This window comes from Microbulbifer maximicatervae (SeqCode) (genome assembly GCF_052467505.1).
This window is the reverse complement of sequence record NZ_CP174313.1, coordinates 3,126,114-3,147,372: the sequence shown is the minus strand read 5'-3', so window position 1 is coordinate 3,147,372 and position 21,259 is coordinate 3,126,114. Positions and strand designations below refer to the sequence as shown.

At 50.5% G+C, this 21,259-nt stretch carries 13 protein-coding genes; 7 read left to right on the top strand and 6 right to left on the bottom strand.

Going from position 1 to position 21,259, the window contains the following annotated elements; all coding sequences use genetic code 11:
- The first annotated feature begins 17 nt into the window (after nucleotides 1-17).
- From ACJJIN_RS13940 to ACJJIN_RS13930, 3 genes are all read left to right on the top strand, one after another.
- Nucleotides 18-1,211 carry an NlpB/DapX family lipoprotein gene (locus tag ACJJIN_RS13940; protein WP_444895128.1) on the top strand — a complete coding sequence of 398 codons (1,194 nt, stop codon included), beginning with the start codon at nucleotides 18-20 and terminating at the stop codon, nucleotides 1,209-1,211.
- Nucleotides 1,211-1,984, top strand: coding sequence for an MBL fold metallo-hydrolase (locus ACJJIN_RS13935; RefSeq protein WP_444895127.1), 774 nt, complete (start codon nucleotides 1,211-1,213; stop codon nucleotides 1,982-1,984). Before ACJJIN_RS13940 ends, ACJJIN_RS13935 begins: the two co-directional genes overlap by 1 nt.
- A gap of 74 nt (nucleotides 1,985-2,058) precedes the next feature.
- Nucleotides 2,059-2,889 carry a sulfite exporter TauE/SafE family protein gene (locus ACJJIN_RS13930; RefSeq protein WP_444895126.1) on the top strand — a complete coding sequence of 277 codons (831 nt, stop codon included), beginning with the start codon at nucleotides 2,059-2,061 and terminating at the stop codon, nucleotides 2,887-2,889.
- 63 nt (nucleotides 2,890-2,952) lie between these two features.
- Here ACJJIN_RS13930 and ACJJIN_RS13925 read toward each other — a convergent pair whose 3' ends face one another.
- Nucleotides 2,953-4,485, bottom strand: a complete 1,533-nt coding sequence (locus tag ACJJIN_RS13925; RefSeq protein ID WP_444895125.1) for a peptide MFS transporter — start codon at nucleotides 4,483-4,485, stop codon at nucleotides 2,953-2,955.
- Between the two features lie 382 nt (nucleotides 4,486-4,867).
- On the opposite strand from ACJJIN_RS13925, the gene ACJJIN_RS13920 reads away from it, so the two are divergent.
- On the top strand, nucleotides 4,868-6,004 hold the full coding sequence (locus ACJJIN_RS13920; protein ID WP_444895124.1) for a tetratricopeptide repeat protein: 1,137 nt from the start codon (nucleotides 4,868-4,870) through the stop codon (nucleotides 6,002-6,004).
- Between the two features lie 94 nt (nucleotides 6,005-6,098).
- Here the strand turns inward: ACJJIN_RS13920 and ACJJIN_RS13915 are convergent, their stop codons facing one another.
- The 5 genes from ACJJIN_RS13915 to ACJJIN_RS13895 all read right to left on the bottom strand — a co-directional run bounded on the left by ACJJIN_RS13915 (nucleotide 6,099) and on the right by ACJJIN_RS13895 (nucleotide 18,010).
- Nucleotides 6,099-8,807: a TonB-dependent receptor plug domain-containing protein gene (locus tag ACJJIN_RS13915; RefSeq protein WP_444895123.1), complete on the bottom strand. Its 2,709-nt coding sequence runs from the start codon at nucleotides 8,805-8,807 to the stop codon at nucleotides 6,099-6,101.
- Nucleotides 8,808-9,955: 1,148 nt separating this feature from the next.
- The gene (locus ACJJIN_RS13910; protein ID WP_444895122.1) at nucleotides 9,956-12,793 is read right to left on the bottom strand and encodes a TonB-dependent receptor plug domain-containing protein; all 2,838 of its coding nucleotides are present in this window, start codon (nucleotides 12,791-12,793) and stop codon (nucleotides 9,956-9,958) included.
- Between the two features lie 272 nt (nucleotides 12,794-13,065).
- Nucleotides 13,066-15,633 carry a TonB-dependent receptor gene (locus ACJJIN_RS13905; RefSeq protein WP_444895121.1) on the bottom strand — a complete coding sequence of 856 codons (2,568 nt, stop codon included), beginning with the start codon at nucleotides 15,631-15,633 and terminating at the stop codon, nucleotides 13,066-13,068.
- A 457-nt stretch (nucleotides 15,634-16,090) separates the two neighbouring features.
- Nucleotides 16,091-17,143, bottom strand: a complete 1,053-nt coding sequence (locus ACJJIN_RS13900) for a FecR family protein (protein WP_444895120.1) — start codon at nucleotides 17,141-17,143, stop codon at nucleotides 16,091-16,093.
- A gap of 339 nt (nucleotides 17,144-17,482) precedes the next feature.
- Nucleotides 17,483-18,010 carry an RNA polymerase sigma factor gene (locus ACJJIN_RS13895; protein WP_413664471.1) on the bottom strand — a complete coding sequence of 176 codons (528 nt, stop codon included), beginning with the start codon at nucleotides 18,008-18,010 and terminating at the stop codon, nucleotides 17,483-17,485.
- 235 nt (nucleotides 18,011-18,245) lie between these two features.
- Here ACJJIN_RS13895 and dnaX point away from each other — a divergent pair, with 235 nt between their 5' ends.
- The 3 genes from dnaX to recR are packed head-to-tail and all read left to right on the top strand — an operon-like array spanning nucleotide 18,246 to nucleotide 21,258.
- Complete coding sequence (gene dnaX / locus ACJJIN_RS13890; protein WP_444895119.1) at nucleotides 18,246-20,222, top strand: DNA polymerase III subunit gamma/tau; 1,977 nt, start codon at nucleotides 18,246-18,248, stop codon at nucleotides 20,220-20,222.
- A gap of 55 nt (nucleotides 20,223-20,277) precedes the next feature.
- The gene (locus ACJJIN_RS13885) at nucleotides 20,278-20,622 is read left to right on the top strand and encodes a YbaB/EbfC family nucleoid-associated protein (protein WP_444895118.1); all 345 of its coding nucleotides are present in this window, start codon (nucleotides 20,278-20,280) and stop codon (nucleotides 20,620-20,622) included.
- Between the two features lie 30 nt (nucleotides 20,623-20,652).
- Complete coding sequence (gene recR, locus ACJJIN_RS13880) at nucleotides 20,653-21,258, top strand: recombination mediator RecR (protein ID WP_282934172.1); 606 nt, start codon at nucleotides 20,653-20,655, stop codon at nucleotides 21,256-21,258.
- The last annotated feature ends 1 nt before the right edge of the window (nucleotide 21,259 follow it).

Sequence of the window (21,259 nt, the reverse complement as noted above, 5' to 3'; positions counted from 1 at the left end):
TAACCAGGATAGCTTTAATGAAAAAATTGACCGTTGGAGCCGGGCTCTTTATCTCCAGTATTACGCTGGCAGGGTGCGGTGTGTTCGGCAACGATGGCTATTTCCGCGATCGCAGTAATGATTACCAGCATGCTGATAGCCTGACACCTCTGCGGATACCTGAAGGTGTTAATACCAAGCACCAGGAGGAACTCTATGAGATCCCTCAGATTGCAGGGGAGCAGCTGGCCCAGGGGGAATTTGAAGTTCCGCGTCCTCAAGCGCTTTCAGTGAATGCGGGTCTGGAGAGAGTAAAGATTCAAAAGCTCGGCGGAGATCGCTGGGTGCTTGTATCCCAGCCTCCTGAAGAGGTGTGGCCCCAGTTGCACCAATTCCTTCGCAGCTCAGGCTTGAGTATAGAAATGTCAGATGCCAATGCGGGTGTGATGGAAACTACCTGGATGGCCTTTAAAGAGAGCCCTGACACGAAAGATAAGTATCGCTTGCAGGTAGAAACCGGTGTGCAACCCGATACGACAGAGATTCACGTACGCCACTTGTCTGTGCCTTCTGCTGCCCCGGTTGGCGGTAGCGTTAATTGGCCGGACCGCTCTTCGAGCCCTGAGCGAGAAGGGTGGATGATTGATGAAATGTCCACGGCTCTGGCGTCAGAAACAGCTGCTGCTACAGCCTCTCTAGTCGCCCAGGCGATTGGTAGCAGCTCTCTTAAAGTCCAGTTGAGGGAACCTGCTGGTCACGAGCCTTATATTGCAATGGGGCTCGAAATGGACCGGGCCTGGGCTACTGTCGCTCATGCTGTGAACTCCGGTGCTTATCGTCTGCACCGTGAAGATTCCGATATTGGACTTCTTTACGTCACCTACGATGAAGATCGTGCACTTGCTTCTGATGAAGAAGATAGCGACGGAGGCTGGTTCTCCTGGGGGAGCAAGAGCGATGAGGATGAGCTGGCAGAGAGCGCTGATCAGGTAAGCCTACAACAGATCTTGGCTGGTATTGATATGACTGAGGGTACTGAACCTGCTCTCTTCAAGGAAATCAAAGGCCTGGGAGTAGGAACCGCTACAAGCGAGGCTTATCCCGGTTATCTGATTGTTATTCGTGGCAATGACGATGAAATTGAAGTGCGCGTGCGCGATACTCGCGGACAGCCGCTTTCAAAGAATGAAGCTTCCCAGCTGCTTCAATCTATCCAGCAGAACCTTATTTAATGGGCCTGCGCTTCGCCTCTTTGGGAAGCGGCAGTAAAGGCAATGGAACAGTGGTCGCCAGTGGCGACCACTTTCTTTTGGTTGACTGCGGTTTTACCATCAAGGAAACCGAGCGTCGTATGGCGCGGCTCGGTATGTCTCCCGCTGATATCTCTGCGATTGTGGTTACCCACGAACACAGTGATCACCTCTCTGGTGTAGGTCCACTTGCGCGCAGATATGGCCTGCCTGTCTACCTGACGCCCGGTACTTTTAAGGCGCGTGATATTGGCAAGTTACCGGAGTTGCACTTAATTGAGGGGCATCAGCCTTTTGTTGTCGCTGATATTGAAATAACCCCGGTCGCGGTTCCTCACGATGCCCGTGAGGCGGCGCAGTTTGTGTTTCGCTGTCGCGGTAGCAGTCTGGGCTTGTTGACGGACTTGGGGACTATCACCCCTCATGTTGAAGCGCACTTTGGTGATTGTGATGCCTTGGTTCTAGAGGCAAATCACGATCCTCTGATGCTCGCTCAAGGACCCTATCCACCTTCGTTGAAGCGACGCGTTGGAGGTGCCTATGGCCACCTGAGTAATCAGCAGGCTGCAGGCTTTCTACAGCGCGTTGGCTATGAACAGCTACAGCACCTGGTTGTAGCCCATATAAGTGAAAAAAATAACAGCCTTGCCCTGGCAAAGGAGGCCCTGGCAGAGGTTACCGAAACAGTGGAGAGCTGTATTTTTGCCTGTCAGCAGGAGGGATTTGACTGGCTTACAGTGGAAAGCCGAAGTTAAGGTCGCTATCTATTCCCAGCTTATATCTGTTTAAATGCGACAAAATTGTTTGTCGTATTTAAACGGGGTGGGCTATGGAAATACTACTGGTTTATTTGTTGGTCGGTGCTGCTGCTGGAACTATTGCCGGACTATTTGGCGTAGGTGGTGGCCTGATCATTGTTCCTGCCTTGGTTTTTGTTTTCACCGCCATGGGGATATCCCCTGAAATCCTCACCCACATGGCTGTGGGCACCTCCCTAGCAACAATCATTGTCACTTCGATCAGTTCAGTGCGCGCTCACAATAAGAAAAGGGCGGTGGACTGGAAGATCTTTGGAATTATGGCTCCAGGCATTTTAATCGGCTCCTGGGCCGGTGGTGCCACTGCTGAGTTACTCCCCGGTGCCTGGCTGCAGCTGCTGATAGGCGTCTTTGCGATCGTGATTGCGGTGAGGATGTGGCTTAGTGGTGCCCGGCACGATCAATTAACGGAGGGGGCCGGCAACTTGCCAAGGTCATCTTTATTGCTATCTGCTGGGGGAGTTATCGGCTGGGTATCGGCGATTTTTGGTATCGGTGGGGGCTCACTAACCGTTCCATTTTTATCCCGTTGCCGGGTGAAGATGCAGCGTGCGGTCGCTACGTCGGCGGCTTGTGGTCTTCCCATTGCGGTTGCGGGTGCGCTGAGCTTTGGTTTCCAGGGCTGGGGCAATCAGCTTCTACCAGCATGGAGTAGTGGCTATGTGTACTGGCCTGCGTTTTTTGGAATCGTTGTCACCAGCACGTTTTTTGCCCGCTTTGGTGCCAATCTCGCCCATCGCCTTTCTCCCAAAATGCTTAAGCATTGCTTTGCCGTTTTGCTGTTTATTATTGGGGCGCGCTTTATCTGGCTGAATGTCGGTCTGTTACAAGGCTTGCTTTAGGCGAGGGAAAATAAAAAAGGCCACTGTATAGCAGTGGCCTTTTTTTTGGAATACAGCTAAGTATTAGGCCGTTTTAGTAGAGCCTTCAGCTGTCGCAGTATTCTGGGGTGCTTCTGAGTCAGTTTCCCAGTACTTGGACTTGAGACTGATCAGGGCCAGGATGATACCCACTCCGATTGTGAACAAGCTGATTTGCAGGAATAGGTTTGGCATCTCAGCAACATTGTTCGGATCAAAGTTACCTGACAGAAGACCGGCAAAGAGGTTGCCGATAGAGTAAGTCAGAACAAAGACACCCATCATCTGGCCAGCAAAGCGGCGAGGAGAAAGTTTACTTACTGCACTCAGGGCCACTGGGCTCAGGCAGAGTTCACCGACAGTGTGCAGGAAGTAAGTGGCTACCAGCCAGTAAGGAGCAACTTTCAGGCCCGCTGCTGCATATTGAGCGGCAAAGAACATTACCAGGAAGCCACTGGCCATGATGATCAGGCCAAGTGCACACTTCAGCCCATAGGATGGGGTGATCATGCGTTTGCCCAGGTTAATCCACAGCGCGGCAAAGAAGGGGGACAGGGTAATGATAAAGATGGAGTTAAAGCTTTGTAGCCAGGAGGTTGGCATTTCAAAGCTGCCAATCAGGCGATCCGTGTAGTCGCGGCCGAATAGGTTCAGTGAGGAGCCCGCTTGCTCGAAGCCCGACCAGAAAAAGGTAGAGGCTACACAGACTAGGAATAGCGCCCACATTTTCTTTTTCTCTGACCCGCTCAGCTGGCCGCCAAAGTAGATAAAGCCAAAGTAGGCAAGGAAGGTCAGGGTGAAGGCTACAGCTACGTACTTGGCTATTTCTACCGGGTTGATGGTGATAGTGCCGTTCATCACCAAGCCGGTAATCACTGCAACACCGACTACAACAGCACCAATTATGCGCCAAGCCAGTTTTGCCTTTTCTGGCGAAAGCGGGTTCTCGGGATTGAGGCTTGCGTCCCCCAGATTGTGGATAGTGCGGCGATACTGGATCAGGCCAATAGCCATCCCCACAGCAGCGGCACCAAAGCCCCAATGCCAACCGACATTTTCACCGAAGTACCCGCAGACGGCATAACCGATGATTGAGCCCATGTTGATGCCCATATAATACAGTGCGTATCCACTGTCGCGGCGAACATCATCTGGTTGGTACAGGTGTCCAACTGCTGCACTGATATTGGGCTTGAGGAGGCCTGTGCCGGTAGCAACAAGGATCAAGCCTATAAAAAAGCTCCAACTGGTTGGGATCGCGAGCACAATATGGCCACACATAATGATGATGCCGCCGTACCATATGGTGCGTTGTCCTCCTAGTAGGCGGTCTGCAATCCAGCCACCGGGCAGGCCGAGGAAGTACACGGCGCCAGTGTAGAGCCCATAAATAGCTCCCGCTGCTGCAACGGTAAAGGCCAAGCCCTCTTCCTGAAGGCTGGCTGTCATAAACAGCACAAGCAGGGCTCGCATACCGTAGTAACTCATCCGCTCCCACATTTCGGTGAAGAAAAGTGTCGAGAGCCCTTTGGGGTGGCCAAAAAAGCCAGCGTCATTTTGGTCTGTATTTGACGACATAAGCTGAAATTCCAGTTGTTATAGCTCTAATGCAATATGTTGTTGCATATTTAGGAAGGTAGCCTGGCCAGGGAACTGAAATTTCGGTGCCCTTTGGTTAGCCAGGTAAATTATCCGTGTGTCAGAGTACTATTTCTTTCCTGTATTGCTCTTGTTTAAAGAGGTCGGGACTTATCCGGGCTTGGGTGGATGTTTTCTGCCAGCTCCAAGGCCTAAATGTTTGTAGCGCCTACCTCCTGCGTAACTTGGAAAGTTTACCAGTTGTCTATTTAACAGGCGAACCGAAGTGAGGGGATTTATATAAATGGCAACAGGGTACTTCTATTTACGTTAAATTGGTGTTAAATCCCATAAGGCTAAAAATATTGAGGGGAAAATAACGATGAAGACCTCACTAGCTTTTATTCTGGTCCTGTTTGTTTCTAGCTGTGCCCAAATTCCCCCTAAATACTCTGGGGCTGTTGATATAAGTAACGTCCTTAGTGGGCGGGCTATCCTCAATCGGTCAGTTTTGCCGGCGGAGCTGCCCGATGAGGATCTCCTGGGTCTCGACGCTGATGTATTGGCCTATTTGGATACTATCGCTCCTGCAGAGTCTCCGTCTAAACGGCTACAGTCTTTAGTGGATGGCTATGGACGAGGTGACTTTCAGGTCGAATACAACCCCAACAGTACTTTTCCAGCGAGTAAAACTTACCAGCTACAGCGGGGTAACTGCCTAGCGTTTACCTTAATGATGGTTGCTATGTCTAGAGAGCTGGGTGTGGAGGCCTATTTTAATGAGGTGGATGTGCCTCCGGTTTGGGGGCAGGATGACTTTGAGGTTTTTACCGTCTACCGTCATGTCAATATGGTTTCTGAATATAGAAATATTCGGCGAGTGATTGACTTTAATCTGGCAGTCTACGATCCAACTTATAAGCAGCAAAAGCTTGAAGACAGCACTGCGTTTGCCCTTTATTACAGTAATCGGGGGGTAGAGTTGATGCGTGCGGGAGATAAGGAGCGAGCATTTCTGTATCTGCGCAAGGCGCTACAGTTACAGCCGGAAAGAGGGGACCTTTGGTCAAATTTAGGGGCTTTCTACAGCTATTTCGACCTTATTGATGAAGCTGAGCAGAGCTATCTGCATGCATTGCAGCTGCAGAGAGGCAACCTTGTTGCGGCCAGTAATCTGGAGAGACTTTATCGCAAGACAGGTAGGGAGAGGTTGGCTGATGACTTTGCGAGCCGTGTGCGTTATCACCGCAACAGGAACCCCTATTACCTTTATTATCAGGCGCGGGAAGCCTATGAAAACAATAAATTTAAACTCGCTGAAAAACGCCTTCGAAGGGCACTGCGGGCAGATCAGAGTGATCATCGATTTCATTTTTTGTTGGGGTTAACTCGGTACCGGCTTGGTGATATCGCGGCCTCCAAAGAGAGCTTTACTGAAGCATTTTCACTAGTTGGTAATTTGGATGTAAAAAATAGATATACAAACAAGTTGAACCTTCTGCTGAGGACCGGGGATTAGATTCGGGGGTAGCAGCTTTTACAAGGTTATTTCACTTGAAACAAAAAAAGGCGCCAAAAGGCGCCCTTTTCGGCTTGACTTAGAAAGTTAGCACTTAGAACTGGTAAGTAACGCCAGCCCAGGCATAGCGGCCCTGGAAGTCGTAAGTACCATTCCAGTCGCTGCCGGAAGTAGTAGCCGGCTCGCGATCAGTAACGTTGTCGATACCCGCAGTAAGCCGCGTAGTATCATTCACATCCCAGCCTGCCTTTAAGTTCAGGTAGGTGTGGGAGGGCATGTCCAAGTATGGGCTGTGGCCATCACCAATGTACTGAATGTCAGCTCCGAAGTCCCAGCTGTCGGCGTACCAAGTTGCGCTGGCAAGGCCGCGCCACTTAGTGTAAGCCTCACTGTTAGTACCGATATAGTCTACGCGGTCAGTGGTTTGGTCTGTCTGAGAATTGTACTCTTCGTACTCAAGCAGGTGAGTTGCTTGGGCACGCAAGGCTAGCTTACCAGCGTCGTAATGGAAGTTTTGCACTACATCAATATCGATACCACTGGTATTGATCTCTCCGATGTTCATCAGAGAGCCTTCCAGGTACTCGATTTGGCCACTGTCGCTGCGGCGAACCAGTGCACAAGCTGCTGCGTTGCCATCACGGTAACAATCATCCAGGATCTGCTGGGTGTCAGCTGAGGTGATTGCGTCTTCGATTTCAATTTTGAAGTAATCGAGGGTGATGGACAGATCTTCAGCGAAAGCTGGAGTCCATACGATACCTGCGGTGAAGCTAGTAGATTCCTCTGGCTGCAGATCCTCACTACCACCGATGTTGGTTGGTACTTGGCTGCCTGCCTGGGTGAAACCTGCGCCTACCATGCTACAGTTTGCACCTTGGCCTGCCTCATTACTACTGCTGGTGTCACAGGGGTCAATGAGGTATTCATAGCTCTGGGCAGAACCGCTATATAGTTCATAGATGCCTGGAGCACGGAATGCAGTAGACAAACTAGCGCGGAAACGTAGGTTTTCCGTTGGTGCGTATATAGCGCCAAGCTTGTAGGTTGCCTGACCGCCAAAAGTGTCATAGTCAGAATAGCGAATAGCTGCGTCAAAGGAGAGTTCATCAGCAAGGTCGAGGCCAGCCAGGATTGGCAGGTTGAACTCTGCGAACACCTCAGTTACTGCGAAGTCACCAGAGGTAGCATCTTGTTGATTGCTAAAGGTTTCGCCTAGCTGAGTTTCTTCACTGGGATTGAATTCACCAGACTCTTTTCGATATTCAACGCCAGCAGCAAACCCTAAGGTTCCACCTTGGAACTCAAGAGCGTCGATATCTCCAGTCAAGCTGGCGCCGACATTGAGCATATCGTATTCGTTATCTTCGCGATCGGTGTAGCTAATGTAGTCAATGACTTCATCACTCATACCGCCCAGGAATTGAACATCTTCTTCGGCAATACCGCTTACACCATCAAGAATTTCCTGAACTTTAGTCTTACTGATGGAGTTGCCAACGGTGTTATCACCCTTGTTCTTGCCGTAGCTTACGAATGCATCCCAGCCCCAGCCATTGGACAAATCACCACGCAAACCGGTGAGGGCACGGAAAGTTTTGGTTTCCTGTTCGGAGTCGCGAGTACCGCCAGCAACTGGGCGGAGACGTACATCACTGAGGCCGTCTTGCCAGTTTTCACCGTGGGTGGCTACTGGTGCAGTAGGCTCAAGATCTTTAGGGCTGCCTTGGGCCTCCCACTCTGCCACTGCTGCGTTGTATGCAGCGAGCTCAATTTGGTAAGCGTCTTCAGCTTCTTGCCAGGCGTCAGATAGTTGAGATTGAACTTCTGCTGAAAGGTGGTCAGCAGTGATATTCAAGCCGTTACCAGCGTACATCGGCTGGGCGGCGAGCTGCTGATTGGTAGTTTTAGTAGTGTAAGAACCTTCACCATAGAGCTCGATGGAGTCAGTAATTGAGAAGGTGCCGCTTCCAGTAAAACTGGTACGCTCCATAGCTCCCGACAGCCACATGTACTGGCCAATGTCATAGCTAGCGTAGTCGCCTAGGGTAGTCCCATCTTCAGCAACGCCGAAATTACCGTATGAGGTGAAGATATTACCGGTTGGGGACATGGAGCTTTGCAGCCCAGCCCAATCGCGGTCGGTGTAAGCGATCTCATCACGCTTGCTATGAGTAAGGTTGGCGATGAATTTTCCGCGCTCGAATTCTTGACCGAAAGTGATAGACAGTTCGCCATTCTCTCCACCACCAGATTCAGTGGCGCCGGCACGGGCATTAACACGCACACCTTCGAAAGAATCTTTTAGAACTACGTTGATAACACCTGCTACAGCGTCTGAGCCGTAAACAGCGGAAGCGCCGTCAGTTAGCACTTCAATTCGGTCGATCATATCTACAGGAATATTGTTCATATCCACTGCGGCGGCCACGCCAGAACTGGAAGATACGAAACGGCGGCCGTTTACGAGAACCAGGGTACGTGCAGAACCCAGGTTGCGAAGGTCTACAAATGAAAGACCAGCACCGCCGTTGTTGTCATTTGCATTGATACCAGTGGTACCCATAGAAGGAAGTTGGTTCAGCAGCTCATCAATGGTGCCTACACCGGAGCGTTGGATCGCTTCGGAATCAACCAGAGTAATTGGACCTGTAGTGGATAGCGGGTCACGAGCGATGCGTGAACCGGTAACAATTACTTCTTCTACTTCTGCGCCAATCTCAGCAGACTCTTGGGCGAAAACGCCAGTGCTGGCGAGGGTGCCCAGAGCAGCGATGGCTATGCTCAATTTGGTCTTAATCATAGTGGAACCTTCTTATACTTAAGGTGCTTATAATGCTTTTTATGATATGGGTTAAAAACTGTCGAAGCTGACTTTAATGCATTGAAGGTAAATATGGAACTTTTCCGATGAGTTTTTGGTCGACTTATGAACAATTCCGCTCAATATGTTTAGAGCATTTGGTTTGTTTTTTAGGCAGTACTTGGATTTTATTCTTTAAAACTGGTGCTTCAGGCAAGTTGAAGCCTATTTATAGCTTTAACGTAGTATGAGATTTTTTATCTGAAAAATTGAGCAAATAACGATCACACCCCTTTGCCATTGAAGGTCCTTTGAGAGGGGATGAGCAAGTTCTAGATAGTGAACCTCCTGTTGGTAACCCACCGTTCTCCAATAAGCCTTGCTTTACTGATTTACGACCTCTTCCGGCTTCTCAATGCTCGGTAGATTGGCTCAAGATAGTGCTTACGAAATGTCGGTGCTTGAGGACTGATGAGTTTTAGGGGGGGCCAATCAACCGTTGTGAGCTGATAGCTAGGATCTGGGCGATACTTGTGTGGAAAGAGTTGAGTGTTAGTCAGCAAATTAACTTGTTCTCCACATCTGTAAAGATAGTTTTGAGGTGTGCCTTGAGAGACTTTTGCTGCAATACGGGTTCGATTCTTAAAAAATGTTCACTGACTGGATTGAAGGCGTGATTGCCGCGGAGGAAGGGTGAACTGAAAAAGGTCGGAGCAGCAGCATTTGTGGAAAGAGTTGAGTGTTAGTCAGCAAATTAACTTGTTCTCCACATCTGTAAAGATAGTTTTGAGGTGTGCCTTGAGAGACTTTTGCTGCAATACGGGTTCGATTCTTAAAAAATGTTCACTGACTGGATTGAAGGCGTGATTGCCGCGGAGGAAGGGTGAACTGAAAAAGGTCGGAGCAGCAGCATTCATTCTGAAGGCCACTAGAAAAAGAGGTATTCGAGAGAATTGGGTTAGACGGGGGCAGCTGTTTCAATTAGTCCTCTTCTTGCCATCGGTTCACAAATTGGCAGAGATACCATATTGCGTGAAGTCTTAACCTTTTAAGAAGTGCTTTTTTGCCTATTGTTGTGTTCCATCTACCCACTGCTGAAAAAAAGCCCGCGACGCTAACGCCGCGGGCTTTACTAAGAATTTATGTTCTTAGAAGGTATAACCTGCATTCAGGTAGACAGTGCGACCGTAGCCATCAGAGTAACGCGGATCGAAGCCCAGCTGGTGACCAGCGCCACTGGTACGCAGGGTGCGCGGCGGCTCTTCGTCAGTCAGGTTGTTGATACCGAGTTTCAGGGTCAACTGATCTTCCATCAGGGCAACCTGGCTCTGTACGTCGAAGGTGATGTAAGAAGGAATAGAAAGTTGCACATCTTCGTACACGATCTGTTCAGAGCCCACGCCATTTTCGTCATAGACGGTTTCAGTAATATATGAGCCGTCGTCGTCGATTAAGCCAATGGTATTAGCTTGATCCAGATATCCGCTGCGGTAGTTCATACCCAGGTTGTGGGTGAAGATACCGTGGGACAAAGTGACGCCTGCACGGATCTGGTTACGGAAGGTTACTTCGTCATTTGCGCCGAACTTACCCATGCTAGAACCGAAGAGTGAGTTTTCATTCTCAATCATATAGGTTCCGCCCAGGGAGAGCAGCATATCACCGAAAGAGAGTTCAAGTGATTGCTCGAAACGGTAGTCGACACCACTTACTTCTGACTCACCGATATTAACAAAAGCTTGAATGATGCCGAGTTCGTCACGCCCTGTAGTGCTGTTGTGTACCCCTACAAACAGGTCGCGGTACTTTTCCCAGTTTCCAAATATATCTTGTTCGGGCAGATAATCGACCTGGTCTTCCATGGAAATGTTCCAATAGTCGACTGTGGCAGTGAAGCCGCTGTCAGTATCTAGAACAAAGCCCAGGGAGTATTGAGTGGAGGTCTCTGCGTCTAGTTCAGTATTGCCAACTTGCAGTACCTGAGCCTGGAACCCTGAGTTCGCAACACAGAGATTGCGCAGTTCATCACCAGCAGGGAATACACAGTCGAAGGTGCCAGAGGTTACTCCGAAGTTCACCAGAGGCTTAGCTAGCTCAAGCATGGATGGAGCTTTGAAGCCTGTGCCATAAGAGGCGCGGAAGGATAGATTATCCGTAGCCGCCCAGCGGGTGCTCAGCTTGTAAGTTACATCAGACATAGAACCGCTTACGCTGCCGAGGTCACTACCGTTAACTACCGCGTCGGTGCCACCTATGGAGTCGTAGCGCATAGAAGCAGTGAAATCCAAAGTGTCTAGCACAGGAAAAAGAGCTTCAGCGTAGACACCATACGTGTCTCGCTCAAGATCATAAACGTCACCAGCCTGACGGAATAGGATTAGGCCATCGCGGTTAGCGTCAGAGATACCTTCCTCATAGGTGTTACGGCGGAAGTCGATACCCGCTGCCAATTGGGCTTCACCACCGTCCATACTGAATAGCGGCATGTCCATAGACAGGTCGAAACCAGTAACGCTGGTTTCCGTAGTGCCGTAATTGCCATCGTAGATGGTAGGTGCAACCAATGCGACCGTGTCTTCTGACAGGCTATCTACCGGCTCGAAAATGTTCAATTGGCCAGAGCTAGCGAGCTCTGCAAACTCTTCAGCCAGTAAGTGTCCGTCCGGGTAATTCTCTTCTTGATCGATAGAGGCATGGAAGGCCGCAGCTTCAAAGTTGATGTCGCCAACGGAGCCGTTCACCCCTGCAACGAAATGGAAGGCATCGGATTTCCACTCGGTAACACGGTTACCTGCTGCTAGAGCGCGCCAAGTACCTGTAACTTGCTCGATGTCGGATGTGTCAACACTTGCGTAAGGCAGTACGTAGTCCTGAACCAGCTGAGAATCGATGGGCAGGGGTACTTGACCTGTTGGGTAGGGTGCGGTCTTAGATGTTATAGTGCGCTCGGAGTAAACCAGCTCACTGAAGCCTTCTAGGTTGTCACTGATGCGGTATTTTCCAGATAGGAAAATAGAATCAGTTTCTTTTTCTGGGAGGATAAATAGGGTGCTGGTGTAGTCGAAAGCACATACACTTCCAGACGGGGCATTATCTGGCGCACAATTACCGTTCGCTTCTAGATAAGGGTTAAAAGTTTCGGAGTTGGGAGCATTGTCCCCACCATTGGCGGCCTTCCATTCGTCTGTGTAATAGACGTAAGCGTTACCTGGGATGGAGTTGGTGGAACCATTAAAGAACAGACCGGTATTGCCGGTAGTGGGGTTGGTTACCGGAATGATACCTGAGCTAGCCCAGTCGCGGTCTTTTGCGGCTAGCTCGCTTTGTTCATGGTGGCTAAAGCTTCCGACAATACTGAAGCCGTCTTCATCCAGACTGCCAAAGCCGCTGGTTATGTCAAATGAGGCAATGTCGCCGCCACCGCTAGCCTCGGGCCTATCGTAGCGTACATTTATTGTTGTGCTGTCTACTTCTCGCTTAAGAATAAAGTTTACAACACCGGCGATAGCATCGGAGCCATACAGGGCGCTTGCGCCGTCAGTTAATACTTCAACCTGTTCAATAGCTGCCAGAGGAATGTGGCTCAAGTCAAACTCACTACCAGAGGTAGAGGAAGCCATACGCCGGCCGTTAAGAAGAACCAGGGTGTAACCGGAACCAAGGGCCCGCAGGTTGGCGGTTTGCAAACCGCCGCCGCTACCACCAACGGAATCAGCTGCAACGGTCATGCCTTGCATGGAAGTCAGCTTGGCCATTAGCTCAGGTGCAGAGGTCACACCGGTAGCGGCGATGGCGTCAGCGTCCATCACTTGAATCGGCAGAGCACCTTCCAGGTCGGCGCGCTGGATACGGGAGCCAGTTACGATTACTTCTTCAACCATTTCCGCATCTTCTTGAGCGAAAGCTGGCATTGCAGGAACCATAATTGCGGCAGCGGTGAAGCCCAGGGCTCCTTTTACGGCTGCGGACAGGAGGTTCTTTTTCATTGTCAATCCTCTCTTGATCGTTGGATTTTTAGTCTTTGGTCATTAATGACGATTGCTGGAAATAGCTACCCCCAAGTGGCTACTTCCCTCCCAACACTCCTATTAACGAGTGGCGGACGGAACCCCTCAAAAGAATCGTGTTTTTTTCTGATACTGCGTATTGTCAGGTTTGATAGGTTGGCTGATGTTTGCTTATCGGCCTACCTGCTTTATTTTTGAGCGCTTTGGGGGTGCGAGGAGCTGCAAGAGAGGTTGGAGTAGAATGGTTAAGCCTAGAGACTAAGAGAAAAACTTCCGTAAAAAAATCGACCTGTGAGGTCATAGGTTAGGTAATCGTGATTATTACTCTCGGCTGTTGATGCAAAAGGTGGAGAGCGGCCAAATAAATTATTGATGCCGAAAGAAAATCTCAACCGAGAATTCGAGGCATAGGCAATCTGGATGTCGTGGGATGACCAGCTGCTGATACTGCGGTTTTCGGTTGTGCCATCTAGATTGGTGAAGGTTTCTTTTAGATTATCGACGTAATGCATGGTATAGCCGGCATCCCAAGCCCCTATATTTAAATAGGCCCCAGCATTGGCTTTCCATTTTGGTAGTGATCCTAGGCCGCCGACGGAAGTATCTGTGAAAGTGCCGGATAGGTCTTCTTTGACTGAATTGGGGGAGCTCTGATTCAGGTAGTGAAGCATTTTGCTGATGTTCAAAGCCAGTTGTAGCTTCTTATCACTGTTCAACGGAAGGTTATAACGAAAAGCTGCATCATATCCGAGGATCTCTCGGCTTCCTTGATTTATGCGGGAAGCATAAATTTTGGTAATGTCACCACTCTGGTCGCGTATGACTAAATCGGTATAAAGGTTGTAGTAGGCATTTTGATCCAATAAGAATTGGGGGTTGGTGCCGATTACTTGGTTTTCATCTATATCATAGAGGTCAAATTTAGCTTTAAAGTCGGGGATTTGGAGTGGCTCCCATGTTACTCCGAGAGAGATTGTGCGGGATGTTTCGGGTGAAAGATCTGAATTTCCGCTAAATTCGGTTAAATATTGTATCCGGGAGCTATCAGATTGAAATCGGCAGCCGGGCAGATTATCTGCATTTGAGCTTGAGCAGGGATCGAACAGGAATTCTTGGGTTTGGTAGCCCTGCTGATTCATATCTGTCAAGGTCGGTGCCCTGAATCCCCTAGTATAGCTGCTTCGCACAAGTAAGGATGAGGTGGGTTTCCATCGCAAGGCTAGTTTTGGGTTGCTGGTACTCCCAAAATCATCGTAATGGGAGCTTCTGATAGCTCCATCCAGCCATAATTTTTCAGAGATTAGTGGGATAGATAGTTCCGCGAAGGCTTCTTTGACGAGTCGGGTTCCCTCAGTTGACCCGGGTGCATGCCCTCCAATAAATGACATTCCGAAATTATCATTTGAGTGAAGGTTTACATTTTCCCGCCTTAATTCAACACCTGCTGCAGCCAGAACATTTCCCGCCGATATTTTCTTGATGATGCCGTCGGTTATGAATGTGAGGGAGGTCATTCGTGAATTGCTGATCGTAACGCTTTTCCCCCGAATAAAATCCAATTGTTCTGCGTCGATACTACCGCTGGGGCCAAGAAGGTTGACCGCCACACAGGATGTTGTGGCATTACAAAGGTCTGGCCCTTTGAGGCCTAGAGATAGTGCGAAGGGATCTATTACATTGTTTAATGTCTCTTTCTTGCGGGTCTTATGGATCGAAGCACCCAGCTCCCACTGCCATTCGTCCCAGAAGCCTTTTACCCCAGTATTAAATCTCCAGGTGTTTGTTCGGTTGTTCTGTGTCCGTGGGCCAAGCTCAATAACGCGCCTGCGAACGTCGTAAACCTCTTGATTAAAAGTGTTGTAAATATTGTCGGCTGATATTGTTAGGTCACCATTGTCAAAGCGTGTAAATACCGGGGTCGGGGCAGACGTTGACTCCCCACTGGATCGAACTCCCATGATCTCAGAAAAAGCTTGCGCGTTATCACCGATATCTAGACTACCCGCTATGTATATTGAGTCGCTTTGCGTGGGAGTTATTGCTGAGGTGTAGTCACTGTAGTCAAATTTATCGTCAGGTGACCATTGCTGATATATCCCGGGTGAGAGATTGGTCAATACCTCATTTCTTTCCAGGGCGATAAACCCCCCCGGGATAGCAGATGACCGCTGATCGGTGCCACCAATTGCGCGGCTGTCTGCTGAGTTGGAGAGCCCTCTGTCTCGGCTCATTACTTTTCCTTGGCGCTTCTGGGCCAGATTAACCATTACATGGGAGTGATCTCCCCTCCACCCCCAAGTTAAGTGGTGGGATTCGCTCTGCCGGTCGCCTTGCGAAGCCTGTCCGTAATAGCTTTTTATTGAGAGTCCCTCAAAGTCGGTTTGCAGGATGATGTTCACAACCCCTGCAATCGCATCGGACCCATAAACAGCTGAGGCGCCGTCTTTGAGAATTTCTACCCTTTCAACAAGAGCTAAAGGGATGGTGTTTAGGTCTGTTGCCTCCCCATTGAATCCGTCGCTAATGATGCGCCTGCCGTTGAGGAGAACAAGGGTGCTGTTAGCAGGTAGGCCACGTAGCGAGACCGTCGCGGTGCCATCGCTCTCCAGGCTTACTGAAGTGCTTGTGGAGTTGCCAGAAATAGCAGGTAGAAACTTAAGCAAGTCGGCGACAGTTTGGGCGCCAGTCATTTCCAACTGTTCCCGCGAAAGTCGGTCAACCGGAAGGTACCCTTCTGATTGGAAGTGGCGTAAATGACTTCCTGTCAGGCTTTGACCGGTGACGGTCACCTCTTCAGTTTGCGCGACACCCATTTCCATTGGGACGGGGGTAGCCTGTTCAGGGGATTTAATAATTGCTACAGATGATGGGCCAACTTTTTTAAAGGATAGGGGGATCCCTGAAAGTAGTTCTTCTAGCGCTGGTTCAAACTGGCCTTCAGGGCTGTGTAAAGTTTGCTTGCTAACTTGAAATCTAGTCGCCGATGAGGCTTTCACAAGTAATGATATTTTGCACTGCTGGCCCAGTGATATCAGGGCTTTAGAGAGGTTCCCTTTTGGGATTTTGATTCCTGATTCTGGACATAGGGCGTAGGTAGCGCTAGGGGAGCAGAGCGCTAACACAAGGGATATTGTTATCCAGTGCCTAGGTGTCAATGAGGTGCCCATTCAAATACATGCAGCATGTCAAAATGCAGCAAACTGATAGTTCTTCTTAGATTCTGGGCGGGCTTATTTTGCTTGCCTAATATATAACCGCCGTGATGACGGTTATAACCTAGTTATGTGCGGGAGACAAGATAGTCAGGTTGGAGTCGCTGTGGTCTTCGTGCAAATCGAGCGCAGTAGCGATAGCTTTCAAGGTGCTGTCTGGATCGGAGATCTCGAAGGTTCCTGTGACTAATTTGCCCTCTACTTGGGGAGAGGCGGCAACTGGAACCGCTAAATAGCGATTTAACTCGGTTAAAGCATCCTTAAGTGGGGTTTTTTCAAAGACTAGTAGTCCTTTTGTCCAGTCGGTAGCTTCTTCCGGTGATGTTTGGCCAATTGGGCTGAGGCCTCTTTCAGAAACGCTGACTTTCTCGTTCTTGACCAGTTGTACTGATTCGGGTTCCAAGCCGGGGGCGCTATCGGTCTCACTAACTGAGACTGTGCCTTCGGTTACGGATACTCTTGTGTTCTCTGGGTTAAGTTCAACGTTAAATTCAGTCCCCAATACGCGGATGTTGGCGCTGCCGGCGGTAACAGTAAAGGGGCGAGAAGTTTGTCTTGCCACTTCGAAGAAGGCTTCACCGCGAACTAACTCCGTGCGACGCTCATTGCGGTTATAGATTACCCGCAGTTCACTATTTGAGTTCAGTTTTACTTCTGAGCCGTCGGACAGATTTATAGTTTGTATTTGTCCGCGTTCGGTCGCATATATTTGAGCTTTGAGTTCGCCGCCCATACCCTGATATCCAACCCATAAGGCAACTATTGCTCCACAGGTTGCTAGCCCTCCGCCCATAAGCCACTGCGGCAATGTCCATTGCTTTGAGCTTTGTTGCCCCTGTGCATTTTCGGTGGATGCGGAGCATACGGCAGCATTATTTTGCGGAGAGGGAATGCTTTCTGGGAACAATGTATCTACCGGTAGGTGAGATAAGGCACCCAGGTCTCCCCAGAGTTCAGTGATTTCGGCAAAAGCCAACTGATTCTCGTCTTGGGAAATCCATTTCTTGAACTGGTGGCGGTCGCTAGATGTGATCGAGTCAGAGCGCAAACGAGCAACCCAAGCGCAAGCCTGATCCAGGCTTTCTTCACTTAATGCTTGCTTAGGGTTACTCTTCATGGCTGCTCTAGCACCTTGGATTTGCGAAAATTAACTTAGTACTTTGATACTAAAGGCGGCATATTACTCAAAGTCTCTCAATTTGTGCAACCTTTACTGCACGGACCTCTGAGTAAAAAAATAATTCCAACGAGTTTTTACTGAATTGCAGTAAAATGTTCTGTTGTATGTAGAGTATTTAGGTTTACTCAATTCGGCCCTTCGAAGCTGAGACGACTGAACAGCTCCCCCCCTCAAATAATTTTGTGGAGTTGTTGTTAAGGTGTGAATACCGGTGGTTCATCTTTTTTTATCGTTATTTTAAGGATATATGTCACAAGTGGCGCAACTGACTGAAGGTCACCTTTCAGGAGTTACCTTCTTACGACACGCTTTCAAAGCCTGCAAAATATACTTTTCCACACTACTCACGGAGATATTCATCTCCTTAGCTATCTCGCTATAGGAAAGGCCCCGGGTCCTATGTAATAGAAAGGCCTGGCGGCACTTTAGGGGTAGCTTGTCCATGGTTTCGTAGATGGACTGTAGTTGCTGGCGGGCTGCCAGCAACCTTTCTGGTGACTGATGGTCCGCATGGTCGTCGGTGTAAGGCTCACCCTCCATGGGGATCTGCTGGCTTACGTACTCTACATGCAGCTTGCCCCGACGCAGCTGGTCCACAGCAAGGTTGTTGGCAATCTGGTAGAGGTAGGCCCGTGGATTCTCGAGTTCCTTTTCATCGCTGAGTTTTTGCAGGCGTAGATAGGCGTGTTGGGCGATATCCTCGGCATCGTCAGGGCTTTTTACAATGCGAGAGACAAAGCGTACCAAGGCCTGTCCGTGCTCGGTAAACAGCCTTTCAAGAAGCGTCTTCCTGGCCTTATTCATTACTGATCGTGATCCCCGTACCCTGCTCGCTGTAGTTATGGACTGATTGTTCTTAGTGCGAGCTGGCGCACAGTTATATCACAAGCATTGGTTTCGCTACGAGAGGTACGATAGAACTTGACTGGTCACACTCTTCGATTCTCTATGCCTGGCGATGGATGCCGGTATAATGGCGGCCGCGCCACAGGCGCAGACAATAAGACCTTGCAGAGGTGTGTCGAGCACCGGAGATTGAATGAGTTATCAAGTACTGGCACGGAAGTGGCGGCCGAAGCTGTTTCGCGAGATGGTGGGACAGGAGCATGTTCTCCAGGCGTTGATCAACGCCCTGGATAATGGTCGCTTGCATCACGCCTACCTCTTTGCCGGTACCCGTGGTGTGGGTAAAACCACGATTGCACGAATCCTGGCCAAGTGTCTGAATTGTGAAGAGGGAGTTAGTTCTGAACCCTGTGGCCAGTGCCACACTTGCAATGAGATTGCCGATGGCCGTTTTGTCGACCTGATCGAAGTGGATGCAGCCTCGCGTACCAAGGTCGAAGATACTCGTGAACTGCTTGAGAACGTGCAGTACGCACCGACCCGGGGCCGCTTCAAGGTTTACCTGATCGATGAAGTCCATATGTTGTCGAACAGCTCGTTTAACGCACTGTTAAAAACCCTCGAAGAACCACCTCCCCATGTGAAGTTTCTACTGGCGACGACTGATCCGCAGAAGTTGCCGGTTACCGTGCTGTCCCGCTGTCTCCAGTTCAAGCTGAAGAATATGAGCCCCGAGCGGGTTGTGGGGCACTTGAAGTTTGTGTTGGAGCAGGAAAAGGTCCCTTTTGAAGAGGGCGCTCTGTGGCACCTCGGTCGCGCGGCAGATGGCAGTATGCGAGATGGGATGAGTCTTACTGACCAGGCCATCGCATTTGGTGGGGGGCAAATTACCGAGGCAGAAGTGCGCGGTATGCTGGGCAGTATCGATACCGGCTTGGTGTGGAAGCTGCTGCAAGCCTTGTCTGAAGAGGACGCACAGGCTTTATTTGCCACAGTTGCTGAGTTGTCTCAGCAGGCCCCTGATTACAGTGCTGCGCTGGCAGAACTCGCCGACAACCTGCACCGCATTGCAGTGGCCCAGGTGTTGCCTCAATCTATCGATAATTCCCTGGGTGATGGTGAGCGACTGAGAAATTTAGCTGGGCGTATCGCCCCGGAAAATGTGCAGTTGTATTACCAGATGGCCCTGCTGGCCCGGCGTGACCTGCCTTTGGCCCCGGATCAGCGCAGTGGCTTTGAAATGGCTCTGCTGCGGATGCTGGCCTTCCGCCCCCAGGGTGTTGCGGATATTCCCCGTTCGCCACTGCCATCGGCTTCCGAACCCGTTTCGCCAGCACCGGCTCCAGAAGCGCTACAGCCTCAGGCTCCTATAGCACCAGAAGTACCGGAGGTCAGTCCGGCAAAAAAGCCTGAAGCGGCACAGCCGCAGGCTGTTACAGCGGTTGATCTAACTCCCTCGCAGGCAGTGGAAGGCCTGCAGCCGTTTAAACATCAGACAGAGCAGCGAGAGGCAGAGCCGGCAGCCCCAACTGAAATGATCAGTGAGCCAGCGACGGAGGCTCAGCCGGAGCAAATTACAAGCCCGCCCCCTGTCCAGGGAGTGGCAGAAGAGCGTCCCCAGCGTAAAGATGTCCTGGCCGAGCTGCGCCAGCGAGTTGCGGAAGTGGAGTCGGCGCCGGCACTACAGCAACCAGTACCACAAAGTACGGTGAGTACCTCGCGAGAGGCTCCGGCAGAAAGCCGGGGTCAGGAAGTGCCAAAAGGGCGTTTGGAAGCATTAACGCCTGGCAGTTGGCCGGTAATGTATGGACAGCTGGGTATTACCGGTATTTTGCACTCCATTGCCCAGCACTTGGAGATGGTGGGCAGGCAGGACAATATACTCTCGTTCACCCTGGATGAATCCTACAGCAGCCTCTACGACGAAGTTCACCAGCGGCGTCTGGGGGACTCTCTGGCTGACTTCTTCCAACAGCCTGTGGTAGCGCAGATACAAGTAGGGCAGGTACATGGGAGTACTCCCGCCCGGTTAGTCGCAGCTACTCGCCAAGCGCGGCTTGAAGCTGCCCAGGATGCACTGGTCGCTGACCCGCTGGTTCAAGAATTACAGACAGAATTGAGTGCGGAACTGGTGCCGGGCTCCGTAGAATCACTAGTAGTAGAAGATTAATGACAATTAGGGCCCGGTTTATTCCGGGACCACATGCACAAGATAGAGGTTACCTATGAAAGGTTTGGGCGATTTGATGCAGCAGGCCCAGAAAATGCAGGCCGATATGCAGGAAAAAATGCAGAAGATGCAGCAGGACCTGACTGAGCTGCGCATCTGCGGTGAGTCTGGGGCGGGTATGGTCAAGGTGACGATGAATGGTCGCCACGATGTGGTATCTGTGGAAATTGATCCCTCCCTGATGACCGAAGAGAAGGAAATGCTGGAAGACCTGCTGGCCGCTGCGGTCAACGACGCTGTGCGCCGTGTAGAGGAAAAAACACAGGAACTGCAAAAGCAGGGGATGGGAGACCTGACTTCAGGTATCAATTTGCCTGAAGGCTTTAAGTTCCCCTTTTAAGAAGTGGCCATCCACTGGTTTTGAGTTTGTATGTTTAGTCCCCTGATTGAAGAGCTGATCCGCGCGCTCCGCTGTCTGCCCAGTGTGGGCCCCAAATCCGCGCAGCGCATGGCGATGTACCTGTTGGAGAAAGACCGGGAAGCTGCCTCCCTGCTGGCCCAGAGTTTGGCGCGAGCGGTGGAACAAGTGGGGCGCTGTGGGCAGTGTCGCACCCTGACAGAGGAGCCCGTTTGCTCATTGTGTAGCAATAGCCGGCGCGAGCAGGACTCATTGTGCGTGGTTGAGACGCCCGCTGATGTTCTGGCTATTGAGCAGGCCGGTAATTACCACGGTCGCTACTTTGTCCTGCATGGGCATCTCTCGCCCATTGATGGCATTGGCCCGGGGGACCTGGGGATCGACTTGCTGGAGCAGAGGCTCGCTACTGAGCAGTTGCGCGAACTTATTGTCGCCACTAACCCTACGGTAGAAGGTGAAGCTACTGCGCAGTACATCGCGGAGAGAGCTCGTGCCCAGGGGGTGACGGTGAGTCGGATTGCCCACGGTGTGCCCATCGGCGGAGAGCTGGAATATATCGATGGCGGCACTCTCGCCCACGCCTTTAATAGTCGAACCGCATTTTTTTCTGGCAGTTGAG